We start from the raw sequence: 13,727 nt of genomic DNA, 5'->3' as shown, positions 1-13,727 counted from the left end.
GCATAATAAAAGCGTGCCGGATAGGGCACGCTTTTCGCAAAAGCAAACTGTATGAGTAGGAAAAAAGAGTTCGGGGAGATCAGGCGAAATAGGCGAGGGTATTCTCCTTGTCTATTTCGATCTGTTTGACGAGCATATCGAGCCCGTTGAATTTCTGTTCCGGGCGAAGATAATGAAGCAATTCCAATTTAAGGTCTTCGCCGTAAATTTCTTTGTCAAAGTCAAATAGGTTCGCTTCAATCGTCCGGATCGTGCCGTCGACGGTGGGCCTTACGCCGATATTAAGCATTCCTTTGTATACCTGATCCTGGTAAATCGCATGGATCACGTACACGCCGTTCATCGGGATCAGCTTGTATGGCTCGTGCACGTACAGGTTTGCAGTCGGGAAGCCGATCGTGCGGCCGAGTTGTTTCCCTTTTACCACAGTTCCCGAAAGCGAATACGCGCGACCCAGTAACTCGTTGGCTTCGTGGACATGCCCGGTAATCAGTGCTTTACGAATGCGTGATGAGCTGATCGCCGTGTGTTCGATATCTTCCCTGGGAATTTCCTCCACTTCGAAACCGTATTCCGAGCAGTTTTTTTGCAGGAATTCGAAACTGCCTTCCCGGTTACGGCCAAAACGGTGGTCGTAGCCGATTACCAGCTTTTTCGTCCCGATTTTCTCAACCAATATCTGTTTGATAAACGCATCGGAAGTGAGTTCGGAAAAAGAACGCGTGAAAGGGATGATCGCAAGATGCTGGATGCCGAGTTTTGAAAACAGCTCTATTTTTTCCTCGATCGTGGAAAGCAACTGCAGATCCTGGCTGTCTTCCGACACCACCGTGCGGGGATGCGGCCAGAAGGTTAATACCACCGATTCGCCACCCGATTGCCCTGAAATTTCTTTCAGACGGGCCAGTATTTTTTGATGTCCCAGATGCACCCCGTCAAAAGTGCCACTGGTTACGACGCCATATTCCAGTTTTTGAAAGGAATCCAGGCTATGATAAATGTTCATTCGTCAACTTCCAAATTCAACGCTACTCGTTTCTGATGAATGAAAGCCGTCAGCTCCCACGCATCTTTCAGTTCGAAATCACCGATCCGGGTCCTGCACAGCTTGCTCATATAAGCGCCGCTGCCAGCCAGCTCACCGAAATCGCGAACCATACTGCGAATATAAGTACCTTTTGAACAAATGATCCTAAAATCAATGGAAGGAAAGTGGGTAGCGTCTATTTCGAACAGTTTGATCTCCACCGGGCGCTTCTTGATTTCGGCCTCCTCGCCGCGTCGCGCGAGCTTGTAAGCACGCACGCCATCGATTTTAATGGCCGAAAAAAGCGGGGGAACCTGTTCTATATGACCGGTAAGCTGCTGCCTGGCATTTTCAAGTACTTCCGGCGTGATGTGGTCGACAGGGTACTCGGCATCAAAATCGCTTTCCAGGTCAATGGAAGGAGTCGTCTTACCCAGTACCAATGTACCGGTATATTCTTTTTCCTGCGCCTGGAAGTTATCGATCTGCTTGGTTTTTTTACCGGTACAAAGGATCAGCAAGCCGGTAGCAAGCGGATCCAGTGTGCCGGCATGGCCTATCTTCTTGAATTTGCAAGCTCTTTTAAGCTTGTTGGCCACGTCAAATGAAGTCCACGTCAAAGGTTTGTCGATCAGAATGACCTCGCCTTCATCGGGTATGTTTTCTTCTTGTTTCAAAATAGGGGAAATTAATGGCCTTCGGCCGACCATGGACGATGGACCATCGACCATGAAGCTGTTATTGATCTATGATCTATATCCCAAGATCTATGGTCCATCGTCTATGGTCTATCGTCTATGGTCGGCCAAAGGCCAATAGTCAGGCCGAAGGCCCATTGTCAGCCGAAGGCTTCTAAACAACATCCAGCTGGTAACCTGATGCCAGCAAACCCAGCAGGATCAGGCCGAGGATAATACGGTAATAGCCGAAAACTTTGAAGCCGTATTTCGTCAGGAAGCTGATGAAAAATTTGATAGCGAGCATCGCTACTACGAATGCAACCGCATTTCCGATCAGCAACGTCTGAATGTCTTCTTTCTGAATGGTATCGTAAGTTTTCAGCAACTTGTAACCTCCGGCAGCGGCCATGGTAGGCACGGCCAGGAAGAACGAAAACTCTGCCGCCTGCTTTCTGGATAGACCATTAAGCATACCGCCTATGATGGTGGAAGCTGAACGCGAAACGCCCGGGATCATCGCGATGCACTGGAAAAAGCCGATTTTCAATGCGGTCGGGAAAGTGATTACCTTCTCGCGCGTATCGTTCGCAATGCGGTCGATGAAAATCAGTACAAAACCTCCCAAAAGCAGCGAGATGGATACTACCCACACATTTTCCAGCAATGCGTCGATAAAATCGTTCAGCAGGAAGCCAATTACGGCTGCCGGCAGAAATGCCACGAACAGTTTGAAATAGAAATCGGTAGTCTGGAAGAAACGCTTCCAGTAAAGCACGAGTACGGAAAGTATAGCCCCGAACTGGATGTTGACCGTGAACATTTTGGTAAATTCCAGATGGCTGATCCCCATGAAAGAGGAGGCTATGATCATATGCCCGGTGGAAGAGATGGGCAAAAACTCGGTAATTCCTTCAACAATTGCTAGAATGATCGCCTGCCAGATACTCATGAATTAGCAGGTTTACGGAGGATCGCCCAGAACTCGATGATGAAGCCCGCCACGGTAATGAGGGGGCCGAGGGTCAGGCCAAGAAAGCCGAAACCAAACTCTTCGCTATCGAAAGTCATAATCAGAAAGCCCGCGAGGATCACCGCGATGCCGACCAGCATCATCACATAGTTGGATGATGAAAATGGAAGCTCATTTTTTGAAGTACTCATAACGTTTATTTATCGGTTACTGTTCTTGAATGTCTGAAAGAGGAATGCGTAGGGGACCGGGGTAGGGCTGATCAATAAAGATCGTCGAGCGCCATGCGCAGGTAACGGGCCAGCGACTGGTAGGTACTGGCTATGCCGATGGCTACACCCAGGCCCAGCACGGAAGCAATAAGGATCACGATTTTGTCATACTCCTGCAATAGTGCAAGCCCTTCTACATTGCGGATCGCCAGTTGTTGCAGGCCGATCAGCAAAATGGCTGCAATAAGGCCACCAATCAGTCCCTGAATGGCTCCGCGCATCACATAAGGCCTCTGGATAAAGCCATTGGTGGCCCCCACAAGTTGCATACTGCGAATGAGGAAACGCTGCGAATAAATCGCAAGTTTGATGGTGTTATTTACCAGCAATACGATGATTATTAGCATAATCAGCGCGAAACTGGCGAGTACGATGTAGATTTTGGTGACGTTGCGGTTGATATTGTCGGCGAGATCTTCCTGGTATACGACCTCATAAACGCCTTTTACCTGATCCAACTCCTTCTTAATTTGTTGCAGCTTCGCTTCTTCGAAATAGTCCTCCTGGATTTTCACCCGGTAGCTGTCGCGCAATGGGTTTTCACCGAGAAAAGACCCGAAATCTTCCTTGGTGCCTTCGATGAATTCCTTGGCGGCTTCTTCTTTTGAAACGAACGTAATAGCCTTTGTTTCGGTAGATTTCAGGACAAAGGGTTTTGCCTGGATAATATGGAGGATCGAGTCCTGTCCGGCTTTGGAAACTTGTTTATCAATGAATACCCGCACTTCGATGTTCTGGCGGATAATGGAAACCAGCTTTTTGGATTGGATCACCAGGAGTCCGCAAAAACCGATCAGAAACAATGCAGCCGTAAGGCTCATGACGATCATTGCGTTGGGGTAGCTCCCGATCTTCTTTTTTTTAGGCATAACAGCGTAGGATTTCGCTCGTCGTTGGTTCTGTTTTCTGGAATACGACCCGGGCAAAAATAAGGATTAAAATTTCAAAACAGCCCTTTTGGGGACAATCCTTAACTATTTTTAACTATAATGACGGTTTTAGTTCCTTCTGCCCATTTCGTCGCGGATCTTCGCGGCTTTCTCGTAGTCTTCTTTCGAAAGGGCATCGTCGAGCATGCGCTGCAACTCGTCGTAGGTAAGGTCGCGTAGCGAGTCCTTTGAGCCGGAAGGGCGAATGGTTTCACGAACGGCGTCCTCATCCTCATCTTCTTCTTCGGTTGCGGAGCTGGAAACGATACCTGCTTCCGACAGAATGGTTTCGTAGGTATAAATAGGAATGTCAAAACGAAGGCCGATGGCGATCGCGTCCGACGGGCGTGCGTCGATTTCCACTTCACGAAGATTATCGGTACACACGATTTTGGCGTAGAAAATGCCCTCTTTGAGGTCGGAAATGACGATTTCCTTCAATGTATAATTCATGCCGTCGGCGAACGATTTGAAGAGATCGTGCGTCATAGGGCGGTTGGGTACTATGTTTTCAATCTGGACGGCAATGGCTTGTGCTTCGAATACGCCAATGATAATGGGCAGCCTGCGGTTGCCGAGTTCTTCTCCAAGTACCAATGCAAACGAACCGGCTTGGGATTGGCTTGGTGAAAGCCCCAGAATTTCTAACTTGATTTTTTTCACGTTTAAATTAAATGCGCAAATGGTTAACAGTCGTGGTGAATGGTCTTTGGGCGGTTCTTGATTTTCAACGAATTAACAAGTAAACCCTTTAAAGTGTTCCTGTTTGAAAAGCGCCATTGGCGGGATCAAAGGTGCAAAAATAAATAACCCTTACTGCATAAAAAAATGCTGTAAGGGTTAAGATTCGACGCCTGTTGGCGGGGTAAAAACCAAAACGGGTTAATCAACTGATTTTAAGCTTCTTTTTTGCATCCTGCTATTTTGAGGAATTTGAAAAAAAGAGCCTTGGAACCACTATTTGAGGCTTTTTGCCGCTTCCGTCAATTTAGGCAGTACGTCAAAAACGTCGCCTACGATGCCATAGTCGGCCGCTTTGAAGAAGGGCGCTTCCGGATCTTTGTTGATTACCACAATGCATTTGGAGCCGTTTACACCGGCCAGGTGCTGGATCGCACCCGATATGCCGCAGGCAATGTAGAGGTTCGGGGCCACTTTGATACCGGTCTGTCCGATATGCTCGTGGTGCGGGCGCCAGTCGAGGTCGGAAACAGGCTTGGAACAGCCGGTGGCTGCGCCCAAAGCCTTGGCCAGGTCGATCAGCGGTTGCCAGTGCTCGGGACCTTTCATCCCGCGCCCACCCGAAACGATGATCTCCGCTTCCGTAAGCGAGAGTTCCGAATCCGCTTTCTCCACGCTGACCACGCTGGCGGTGAAATCGCTGTCGCGCAAGGCAGGCTGGAACGCTTCCACGGCCGCATTGCCGCCTGTCAGGCCCGCTTCGTCGATCTCCACTGCATTCTTGCGAACGACCAGCACTTTGACATCGGATTTGATCTCCGTCGTAGCGAATGCCTTACCGGTAAAAATACTCCTTGTTACTTTGAAACCACCGTCGGTCTCAGGCAATGCTGTCACCCCGGAAACGATGCCTGCTTTCAATTTCGCGGCGGCGCGCGCTGCCATGGCGTCGCCGAGGCCCGATTTGGGGAGTATTATGATTTTGCTGCCTTCCTGCGCAGCCGCTTGTACGAGCGCATCTGCGTATGCGAGGCTGTTTTCGTGTTCCAGTTTGGCGTCGGCAGCATGGAGCACTTTGGCGGCACCATACCGGCCGGCTTTTTCCAACTCTGTATTTTCGGCTTTTCCCAGCGCCAGCGCTACGGCCTGGCCACTGGTCTTTTCGGCCACTTTGGCGCCGTAAGCCACGGCTTCCAGTGAAGTTTTTTTGATGGAACCGTTATCGAGTTCTACATATATAAGGACTGACATGATCGTTTTCGTTTGAATGTGAATAATAAGCCGCGTATTACAGCACTTTTGCTTCGGTTTGCAGCAGTTTGATAAGCGTTTCCGCTTCGCTGGCGGGAATCATCTTGCAGGCGCCTTTCGGAGCGGGCAGCTGATAAGTTTGCGGTACCGTCATATCGTCCACGGACACAGGTTCCACCACATTCAATGGTTTGGTACGGGCTGTCATAATGCCCCGCATATTCGGGATTTTCCATTCGGCAATGGGCTCCTGGCAGCCTAAAACCAGGGGCAGGGGCGCTTTCAGTATTTCCTTGCCACCGTCGATTTCGCGGGTGATAGTCGCATTGCTACCATCCAGATCGAGCTTCATTACCGGTGAGTAGGAGGGGATGCCAAGCATTTCACCTACCAGTCCATGCACCACTCCGCTGTTGTAGTCGATCGATTCGCGGCCCATCAGAATGAGGTCATAATTATTCTGACTGGCGATATGGGCGATCTGCGCCGCGACGAAATAGGAGTCCTGCGGATCGGCATTCACGCGGATGGCATCGTCGGCGCCAATGGCGAGCGCTTTGCGGATCTGAGGCTCGGCATCGGCTTCGCCTACGTGCAGGACGGTGAGGCTGCCGCCGTTTTGTTCTTTCAGCTCCACGCCGCGGGCGAGGGCATAGTCGTCGTATGGGCCGATGATGAACTGGACACCGTTTTTATTCAGTTTGGTGTCGTTGTCGGTGAAGCTTATCTTGGCTGTTGTATCGGGGACATTAGTTATACAAACGAGTATTTTCATGATGGTATGGTTACTTATCTTTACGTTTGATGAGAATAACTTTACCCGGGCAAATTAAGGGAAAAGTAAATAGTATGCAAGCATAATAATATCGATGAATAACTCCTTACTCGCCAATTTACTCGCTTTTTACGAGGAAGATCCGGCCGATCCGTTTAATGCCTACGCGCTTGCGATCGAATATTCCAAGTCCGATCCGCGAGAAGCGGAACGCTTTTTTGACCTTCTTCTTGAAAAACATCCGGATTATCTACCGACCTATTATCACGCTGGCGCATTTTTTGCTGCATTGGAAAAATTGGAAAAGGCTGAGGAAATTTACCAGAAGGGCGTGGAACTGGCACTAATTCAGAAGAATACCAAAGCACACCGTGAGTTGCTTTCGGCCTACAATAATTTCAAGGATGAAATGGATGAGTGACCCAGCCGGCAGGATACTTGCGGTTTCGCGGAAATTTGGCTATCTTTCATAAAGATCCTGCTCCACCGGGAATATCACGCCTGTCATATCCCCTCTGCTCAGTCAAGATTTGTTATTATAGAAACTGCTGGTTTTAGAGCAGAAAAACTTTCATGGTCATTATGGAAAAAGAAGCATTCATCCCGCTTGTGGTAAAGTGGGCAAAATCGCACGGGTTCAAGGAAATCCAGGCTAATATGGAGGGGTATGAAACGCCCAAATCCTACGAAAGGGCGGCCGATAATACCCGCTTTACGCCCGACGTAACGGGCGTGAACATGTTCAACAGGCATTATCTGGAAGTGTGCATTAAAACCGACCAGATGCGCGGCCATATTTCCAAATGGAAGCTGCTGAGTGAATTAGCAGGTATGAAAGGAGCGAAATTGTACCTGATGGCCCCGCGCGGGCATGTGCGCTTTGCGCGTGAAGCGGTGGATCAGTATAATATCCCTGCGGAAGTCGTCAAGATTGATTGATGAACGTAGTCAGGTGTTGTCGGGAACGGTCAGGTGTAGTCAAGTATTGTCACGAATGGTCAGGTGTTGTCAAGTATTGTCAGGAATGGTCAGGTGTTGTCATTCTTTGAATCTCCCTGACAACAAATGACAATACCTGACTACACTTGACGGCAAATGACCACACCTGACAACAAATGACAATACCTGACTACACTTGACAGCAAATAACCAGACCTGACACCATTTTACGCCTGCGGATATTTCCACTCTCCCCGGTAGTTCCGGCTCAATAATTTGTTCGCTTCTTCGTCTCCGGGAATGATTTCTTTCTCTCCGTCCCAGACAATGCTCCTTCCCAGTTTGTAGGAAAGCATCCCCAACAATGCCACATTCGTAGAGCGCTGTCCCACTTCGATCTCGCAAACAGGCGGTTTGTTGCTTTTAATAGATTCCAGGAAGTTGGCCCAAAGCTGCTGGATATTCTGATCGTCGGGCTTGTTGAGCTGAGCATCCTGGTGGATCACCGGTTTGTTCGGGTTGGTCGGGTAGAACGTCCAGCCATCTAGCCATCCCATGTGAAATGTCCCCTCGGTTCCATAGAAATACACGCCTACGGCCTGGTTAGGGTGCGTTTTCTCGGCATTGTTGGCCGCGAAATTGCGGTGCTCCCACTCCAGCGTGAACCCGTCGAAATCATAGACGGCTACCTGATGATCCGGCGCGTCGGTATTGTCCTGGCGGATCGCCCGGCCACCGGTGGAGTAAACCTTCTTCGGGTACTTTTGCTCCGACCACCACAATACCTGATCGAGCCAATGGATGCCCCAATCGCCGAGCGTGCCGTTGGCGAAGTTGAGGTAGTTCCGGAAACCTTTCGGATGGATGGTCTTATTATAAGGAAGGAGCGGGGCGGGACCACAGTAGAAGTCCCAGTCGAGCCCTTGTGGCGGCTCTGCATCAGGTGTTTTCTGGCCAGCGCCGCCTCCGTAATGCACGAATGCCCGTGCCATTCCAATCTTACCGGCCTTACCCGATTTCAGAAACTCCATACCCGATACATTATGCGGGGACACGCGCCTGTGCGTGCCTACCTGCACAATACGCCCATGTTTGCGCGTAGCGTTCACCATCGCGCGCCCTTCTTTAATGGTGTGTGAAATCGGCTTTTCCACATACACATGCGCGCCGGATTCGATCGCCGCAATGCAGCACAATGCGTGCCAGTGATCGGGCGTCGCCACGATCACGATCTCAGGCTTTTCTTTGGCGAGCATTTCGCGGTAGTCTTTGTAGAGCTTCGGCTTATCCGGGGTGAGTTTGGAGAAAACATCGGAGCAGATTTTCAACTGGTTCTGATCTACGTCGCACAGGGCAACCAGCTTCGATTCGCCTGCCTGGATGGCACAGCGGAGGATGTTGGTACCCCACCAGCCTGCGCCGATAAGCGCCGTACGGTAAGGCGACGCGCGCCTCAATGCCGACAGTAGCGGGAGAGAAGAAAACGCCGCACCCGCCAGCGCCGACTTTTCAATAAATGTTCTGCGATCCATAAATGTATGTTCCGGTTTTGTTGAAATTACTTGCCTTTGAGTTTGTCGACCAGCCAGTTGTTCATCGCGTCGCGTTCGTCAGAATACGTCCAGTGACCAGTATCCAGGTATAATTTCAGCTCTTTCGGAGCCGTGGTCACATTGTAGGCTGCATACATGGAAGTAGGCGGGCACGTTTCGTCATTGAAACCCCACATATAAAGTCCTGGCGCTTTTACGCGTCGCGCGAAGTTCACCACATCATAGTAGGAAACTGTGTTCAGTTTTTCCTTCGTGTTATTGGTTTTGACCCCGTTTTTATCAAAATAATGTGGCCATCCGCCTGCGCGACCGTGCAGGTAGCCTGTTACGTCGCTCAATGCGGGATAGAATGCCCCGAGCCATTTCACGCGAGGATCGAGGCCTGCGGTGATGATCGACAATGCACCGCCCTGGCTACCGCCGGTGACGGCCAGGTTTTGACCATCGTATTGCGGCAGACTGGTCAGAAAATCATTTGCGCGTACGCATCCGAGGTATACGCGTTTGTAATAGAATTTATCTTTATCATCCAGATTATAAGCGGGATAGCCATTGAGTACCCCCTGGCCCATATCGAGGTAAACCGACGGGTCCATGATCACCGGAATGCCATGGATACCAATTTCCAGGGTGATAATATCCTTGTCGGCGGTGACAACGTCGCCATAATAGGCACGAACACCGGCACCTGGCACGCGTAACAGCGCAGGATATTTGCCTTCCTTTTTAGGTACGCTTAGAATACCGTACACGCGCACGCCCTGACGGTTATTTTGTAAACTCAGGTGATAGACATTCGTTTTTTCGGTGCAGCGATCGGGTAGCAAAGTCATTTTGGCATCCATAGGAACGGTAGCCAGCTCTTTCTTGGCATTGTCCCAGAATGTGTCAAAATCCTCCGGGTTCGCAACGGTGGGTTGAATTTTCAAGGGATCGAAACCGGCGGTTGCCAGGCCGCGGAACTCTACACCATCCATGGTCGCCCAGGCGATGCAGCGGAGGAAGCCGGGTGTTTTGAGTGTACCGCCGTCTACTGTCAGTGTGCCATTGGCAGCGGTTTTAGTTTCCTTAACCGTCGGATCGAGTTTTTCGAGACCGATCTCGTACCGTACCTGCGCATTTTTGACCGGATTTCCGTTGCGCAGCACGCTGATCATAAATTGTACTTTATCCCCCGGTTTGTAGGTCCAGTCATCGCGGTCGGCGGTGACGATTACCTCCACCGGCCTGCGCGCGGGCTGCGCGTGGAGGGCAAGAATGGTTATCCAAAAGAAGATTTGAGTTAATAAAAGACGATTTTTCATAGACCGGCAATTTGTTCTATTTTGTGATCGGATATAATGAGCATTGAAGAGGTAAAGGGCAAAAACGCCCGAATCTTTATATGTAACCACATTTTTTTTGTGATTTGAATTAATTTGCCGTTTGATACGCCGGTAACGGCATTGGAAAAGCATCGAAAGCATTGGAGCCAGTCAGGATCAATAAGTTTATCAGTGAAACCGGGTTTTGTTCGCGGCGTGAGGCCGACAAACTCGTGGAGCAGGGCCGCGTGACACTCAACGGCCGGAAGGCGGTTTTGGGTGATAAAGCAACGGAAGGCGATGACGTGCGCGTTGACGGGAAACCGCTCAAAGCGAAAAAAGCAGGTGTATACATCGCATTCAACAAACCGGTGGGCATTACCTGCACCACCGAGCGCCACATTAAGGGCAATATCATCGATTATATTCGCCATAAGGAGCGTATTTTTCCCATCGGGCGGCTCGACAAGCCTTCGGAAGGGCTGATATTCCTCACCAGCGATGGGGATATTGTAAACAAAATCCTTCGCGCCGGGAATAACCACGAAAAGGAATATGTGGTAACCGTGAACAAACCCATTACCCCCGATTTTATCCAGAAAATGTCATCGGGCGTACCTATTTTGGGGATTGTTACCAAAAAGTGCTTTGTCCGGAAGGAAAGTAGTTTTGTGTTCACCATTATTCTGACGCAGGGGCTCAATCGCCAGATACGCCGCATGTGCGAGTACCTGGGCTATAATGTAACGAAACTGAAACGCGTCCGGATCATGAATGTGGCATTGAACGATTTACCGGTTGGCAAATGGCGGAACCTCACCGCCGAGGAGATGAAGGAAATCAATGAAGCCGTGGAGCATTCGACTAAAACGGAGGAGGGATCTTATGTGGATGATTGGGATGAATGAGGAAGGGATATTTAAGTAGTTTATAAATACGTTGTGTATGCCTAGACTTTTGCTTTTGATGATTTTGGTAAGTCAGGCTGCTTTTGGCCAGCGCCCTGACACGGTTTTGGTTGAAAAACTGCTTAGAAGCCGGCCGGAGCTGTTTGGCAAAATTCTGAATCATCCGCAAAAGAATCAGGTCCAGATACTATACACCCAGATTGACCGGGACGTGAACAATGTCCCGCACTTTAAAAGTTACAGCTATAATCTTGACGATCTGCACTATTTTTTTCCTGCAAGCACGGTGAAGCTACCGACGGTGATTTTTGCATTGGAGAAATTGAATGAGCTGAAAATACCCGGCCTGAGCCGCGCCAGCACGATGATCACCGGCGCTGATTTTCATAAACAAACCAGCGTCGAGCGCGATAGTTCTGCGGCAACCGGACTTCCTTCCATTGGGCATTATATTAAAAAGATATTGCTCGTAAGCGACAACGATGCTTACAACCGGCTCTATGAATGGATCGGGCGGGCGGAAATTAACGAGCGGCTTCGGAGAAACGGACTCACTACCAGCCGCATTCTCAACCGGTATGCGGTGAAAGACACGGAGGAAACTTCAAGGCATACCAATCCGGTAAGTTTTTATGACGGCGCGAAGCTGCTTTACAGCCAGCCCGGACAGTTTGATCCAAAGGATTACCCATTGAACTTAACGAATACTTCCATGGGCAGGGCTTATATGGACAGCTCGGACCGGCTCGTGGAAAGGCCGTTCAATATGGCCAACAAAAATGCTTTCAGTTTGACCGACCAGCAGAAGGTCATGAAGAAGCTGCTCTTTCCGGAAGCTTTTCCTGAAAATGAGCGCTTTCACCTTGCACAGGACGATTACAAGCTGATTTACACCTACATGAGCAAGCTGCCGAACGAAAGCGATTTTCCACGTTACAACCCGGCAGAATATTGGTCGCTTTATGCAAAGTTCCTGTTCTACGGCGCAGACAAAGAGACCGTTCCGCAAAGAGGAATGAGGATCTTCAACAAATATGGCGACTCATATGGATTTATTATCGACAATGCCTATATCGTTGATTTTGAGAACCATATTGAGTTTATGCTGAGCGCCGTCGTGCAATCCAACGAGGATGGTGTTTACAACGATGATCGGTACGAATACAAGGAGGTTTGCTATCCGTTCATGAAAAACCTGGGGCATTTAATTTATGAATATGAAATGGGCAGGCAGAAGAAATACAAGGCGGACCTGTCTAAATTTCAGATGAATTATCAGCCTTGAACGACCCACAAACGGCGATCAGAGTTTGATATCATTTTTACCTGCCCATGCGGCAATATCCTGCTTACTCAATGCGGCAGCCATCAGGTCGGGGAACTGGTCGGGCGTGCAGGCGAAGACTGGTATTCCGAGACCGGCAAAGAATTCGGCATTTTTGTGATCGTAAAAAGGCGCTCCTTCGTCGTTGAGCGCCAACAAAGTGACTATCTGGACACCCGTATCAACCAACTGCGCCACTTTTTTACGCATTTCAATTTCATTGCCACCTTCGTACAAGTCACTAATGAGCACCAGCACCGTATCGAGCGGACGGGTAACCAGTTGCTGACAGTAGCTAAGCGCCTTGTGAATATCTGTACCGCCTCCCAGTTGCACGCCAAACAGCAGATCGACCGGATCGTTAAGCTCTTCTGTCAGGTCGGCTACGGACGTATCAAATACAACCATTTTGGTGTTTACTGCCGGCATAGACGCCATGACGGAGCCAAAAATACCTGAGTAGATCACCGATGTTCCCATCGAGCCGCTCTGGTCGATGCATAAAACTACGTCCTTCAATGCCTTTCTCTTCCTACCATAACCTATTTTTACTTCGGGTATAATTGTCTGATAATCTGGTTGATAGTGTTTCAGGTTTTTGCGTATCGTTTCATTCCAGTTGATCTCGTTATGACGTGGCCGGATGTTTCGCACCGCGCGGTTGAGGCTTCCGGTTATGGCCTGCTGTGTGGGACCGGCGAGTTTCTGCATCAGCTGGTCGACAACCTTCCGGATCACCTCGCGAGCCGTCGCTTTGGTTTTTTCAGGAATGAGTTTGCCCAATGTCATAAGATTGGCAACGAGCTGGATATCCGGCACAATGGTTTCGAGCATTTCGGGCTCGGTGAGCATGGAAGTTAATTTCAGCCGTTTCAATGCGTCCTGCTGCATGATCTTCACAATCGATGTCGGGAAGTACTCGCGGATATCGCCGAGCCACCGGGACACATTGGGTGACGAAGCACCCAACCCTCCCTTCCTGTCCGAATTGTAAAGCGCTTCCAACGTCCGGTCAATCCCGGACTCTTCTCTGGTGAACGTGTATTCCAATTCGTCCTGAGTTTCTTTGCCTAGTACAAGCCGCCACCTTTTTACAGCATTTTCATTCATCTCA

The 13,727-nt window shown here is 49.6% G+C and carries 15 protein-coding genes; 4 read left to right on the top strand and 11 right to left on the bottom strand.

The features are described 5' to 3' along the window. Positions 1-79 precede the first annotated feature (79 nt). The 8 genes from J7619_RS09340 to J7619_RS09305 form a co-directional block, all read right to left on the bottom strand. Entirely contained in the window at positions 80-1,006 is a 927-nt protein-coding gene (locus J7619_RS09340) for a bifunctional riboflavin kinase/FAD synthetase (RefSeq protein WP_291197250.1), read from the bottom strand. Continuing rightward, positions 1,003-1,737 (bottom strand): tRNA pseudouridine(55) synthase TruB, encoded by a 735-nt coding sequence (gene truB / locus J7619_RS09335; RefSeq protein WP_291198295.1) that lies wholly within the window; start codon positions 1,735-1,737, stop codon positions 1,003-1,005. The genes J7619_RS09340 and truB overlap by 4 nt, the downstream gene beginning before the upstream one ends. A 142-nt stretch (positions 1,738-1,879) precedes the next feature. After that, positions 1,880-2,656 carry an undecaprenyl-diphosphate phosphatase gene (locus J7619_RS09330; RefSeq protein ID WP_106598363.1) on the bottom strand — a complete coding sequence of 259 codons (777 nt, stop codon included), beginning with the start codon at positions 2,654-2,656 and terminating at the stop codon, positions 1,880-1,882. Next, positions 2,653-2,868, bottom strand: a complete 216-nt coding sequence (locus J7619_RS09325) for a DUF3098 domain-containing protein (protein WP_291197248.1) — start codon at positions 2,866-2,868, stop codon at positions 2,653-2,655. Before J7619_RS09325 ends, J7619_RS09330 begins: the two co-directional genes overlap by 4 nt. Positions 2,869-2,939: 71 nt before the next feature. Next, positions 2,940-3,818, bottom strand: a complete 879-nt coding sequence (locus J7619_RS09320; protein ID WP_291197246.1) for an ABC transporter permease — start codon at positions 3,816-3,818, stop codon at positions 2,940-2,942. A 129-nt stretch (positions 3,819-3,947) separates the two neighbouring features. Then, on the bottom strand, positions 3,948-4,541 hold the full coding sequence (locus J7619_RS09315; protein WP_291197244.1) for a bifunctional nuclease family protein: 594 nt from the start codon (positions 4,539-4,541) through the stop codon (positions 3,948-3,950). A gap of 294 nt (positions 4,542-4,835) precedes the next feature. After that, entirely contained in the window at positions 4,836-5,810 is a 975-nt protein-coding gene (locus J7619_RS09310) for an electron transfer flavoprotein subunit alpha/FixB family protein (RefSeq protein WP_291197243.1), read from the bottom strand. Positions 5,811-5,847: 37 nt separating this feature from the next. Next, complete coding sequence (locus J7619_RS09305; protein WP_291197241.1) at positions 5,848-6,585, bottom strand: electron transfer flavoprotein subunit beta/FixA family protein; 738 nt, start codon at positions 6,583-6,585, stop codon at positions 5,848-5,850. Between the two features lie 94 nt (positions 6,586-6,679). Between J7619_RS09305 and J7619_RS09300 the strand changes: the two genes are divergently transcribed. Together J7619_RS09300 and J7619_RS09295 are read left to right on the top strand one after the other, a co-directional pair. Beyond that, positions 6,680-7,006, top strand: coding sequence for a tetratricopeptide repeat protein (locus J7619_RS09300; protein WP_291197239.1), 327 nt, complete (start codon positions 6,680-6,682; stop codon positions 7,004-7,006). 161 nt (positions 7,007-7,167) lie between these two features. After that, positions 7,168-7,524: a hypothetical protein gene (locus J7619_RS09295; protein WP_106598356.1), complete on the top strand. Its 357-nt coding sequence runs from the start codon at positions 7,168-7,170 to the stop codon at positions 7,522-7,524. 227 nt (positions 7,525-7,751) lie between these two features. On the opposite strand, the gene J7619_RS09290 is transcribed toward J7619_RS09295, so the two are convergent. Both J7619_RS09290 and J7619_RS09285 read right to left on the bottom strand, forming a co-directional pair. After that, positions 7,752-9,056 (bottom strand): Gfo/Idh/MocA family protein, encoded by a 1,305-nt coding sequence (locus J7619_RS09290; protein ID WP_291197236.1) that lies wholly within the window; start codon positions 9,054-9,056, stop codon positions 7,752-7,754. A gap of 26 nt (positions 9,057-9,082) precedes the next feature. Continuing rightward, a complete protein-coding gene (locus J7619_RS09285; RefSeq protein ID WP_291197234.1) occupies positions 9,083-10,381 on the bottom strand; it encodes an acetylxylan esterase in 1,299 nt (432 codons plus the stop codon). A 161-nt stretch (positions 10,382-10,542) separates the two neighbouring features. Here J7619_RS09285 and rluF point away from each other — a divergent pair, with 161 nt between their 5' ends. Next, positions 10,543-11,289: a 23S rRNA pseudouridine(2604) synthase RluF gene (gene rluF / locus J7619_RS09280; protein ID WP_291197232.1), complete on the top strand. Its 747-nt coding sequence runs from the start codon at positions 10,543-10,545 to the stop codon at positions 11,287-11,289. 37 nt (positions 11,290-11,326) lie between these two features. After that, positions 11,327-12,574 (top strand): serine hydrolase, encoded by a 1,248-nt coding sequence (locus tag J7619_RS09275; RefSeq protein WP_291197229.1) that lies wholly within the window; start codon positions 11,327-11,329, stop codon positions 12,572-12,574. A gap of 18 nt (positions 12,575-12,592) precedes the next feature. Here J7619_RS09275 and J7619_RS09270 read toward each other — a convergent pair whose 3' ends face one another. After that, entirely contained in the window at positions 12,593-13,723 is a 1,131-nt protein-coding gene (locus J7619_RS09270; RefSeq protein WP_291197227.1) for a VWA domain-containing protein, read from the bottom strand. Between the last annotated feature and the right edge of the window lie 4 nt (positions 13,724-13,727).

Source organism: Dyadobacter sp., assembly GCF_017744695.1.
Lineage (GTDB): Bacteria > Bacteroidota > Bacteroidia > Cytophagales > Spirosomataceae > Dyadobacter.
Note: the sequence above shows the minus strand (reverse complement) of the source record. Positions and strands in the feature narration are given on the sequence as shown.

Bases quoted from the DNA above. Each gene is read 5' to 3' on its own strand.
- J7619_RS09340 (WP_291197250.1), bottom strand. From the start codon at position 1,006: ATGAACATTTATCATAGCCTGGATTCCTTTCAAAAACTGGAATATGGC.
- truB (WP_291198295.1), bottom strand. From the start codon at position 1,737: ATGGTCGGCCGAAGGCCATTAATTTCCCCTATTTTGAAACAAGAAGAA.
- J7619_RS09330 (WP_106598363.1), bottom strand. From the start codon at position 2,656: ATGAGTATCTGGCAGGCGATCATTCTAGCAATTGTTGAAGGAATTACC.
- J7619_RS09325 (WP_291197248.1), bottom strand. From the start codon at position 2,868: ATGAGTACTTCAAAAAATGAGCTTCCATTTTCATCATCCAACTATGTG.
- J7619_RS09320 (WP_291197246.1), bottom strand. From the start codon at position 3,818: ATGCCTAAAAAAAAGAAGATCGGGAGCTACCCCAACGCAATGATCGTC.
- J7619_RS09310 (WP_291197243.1), bottom strand. From the start codon at position 5,810: ATGTCAGTCCTTATATATGTAGAACTCGATAACGGTTCCATCAAAAAA.
- J7619_RS09305 (WP_291197241.1), bottom strand. From the start codon at position 6,585: ATGAAAATACTCGTTTGTATAACTAATGTCCCCGATACAACAGCCAAG.
- J7619_RS09300 (WP_291197239.1), top strand. From the start codon at position 6,680: ATGAATAACTCCTTACTCGCCAATTTACTCGCTTTTTACGAGGAAGAT.
- J7619_RS09295 (WP_106598356.1), top strand. From the start codon at position 7,168: ATGGAAAAAGAAGCATTCATCCCGCTTGTGGTAAAGTGGGCAAAATCG.
- J7619_RS09290 (WP_291197236.1), bottom strand. From the start codon at position 9,056: ATGGATCGCAGAACATTTATTGAAAAGTCGGCGCTGGCGGGTGCGGCG.
- J7619_RS09285 (WP_291197234.1), bottom strand. From the start codon at position 10,381: ATGAAAAATCGTCTTTTATTAACTCAAATCTTCTTTTGGATAACCATT.
- J7619_RS09275 (WP_291197229.1), top strand. From the start codon at position 11,327: ATGCCTAGACTTTTGCTTTTGATGATTTTGGTAAGTCAGGCTGCTTTT.
- J7619_RS09270 (WP_291197227.1), bottom strand. From the start codon at position 13,723: ATGAATGAAAATGCTGTAAAAAGGTGGCGGCTTGTACTAGGCAAAGAA.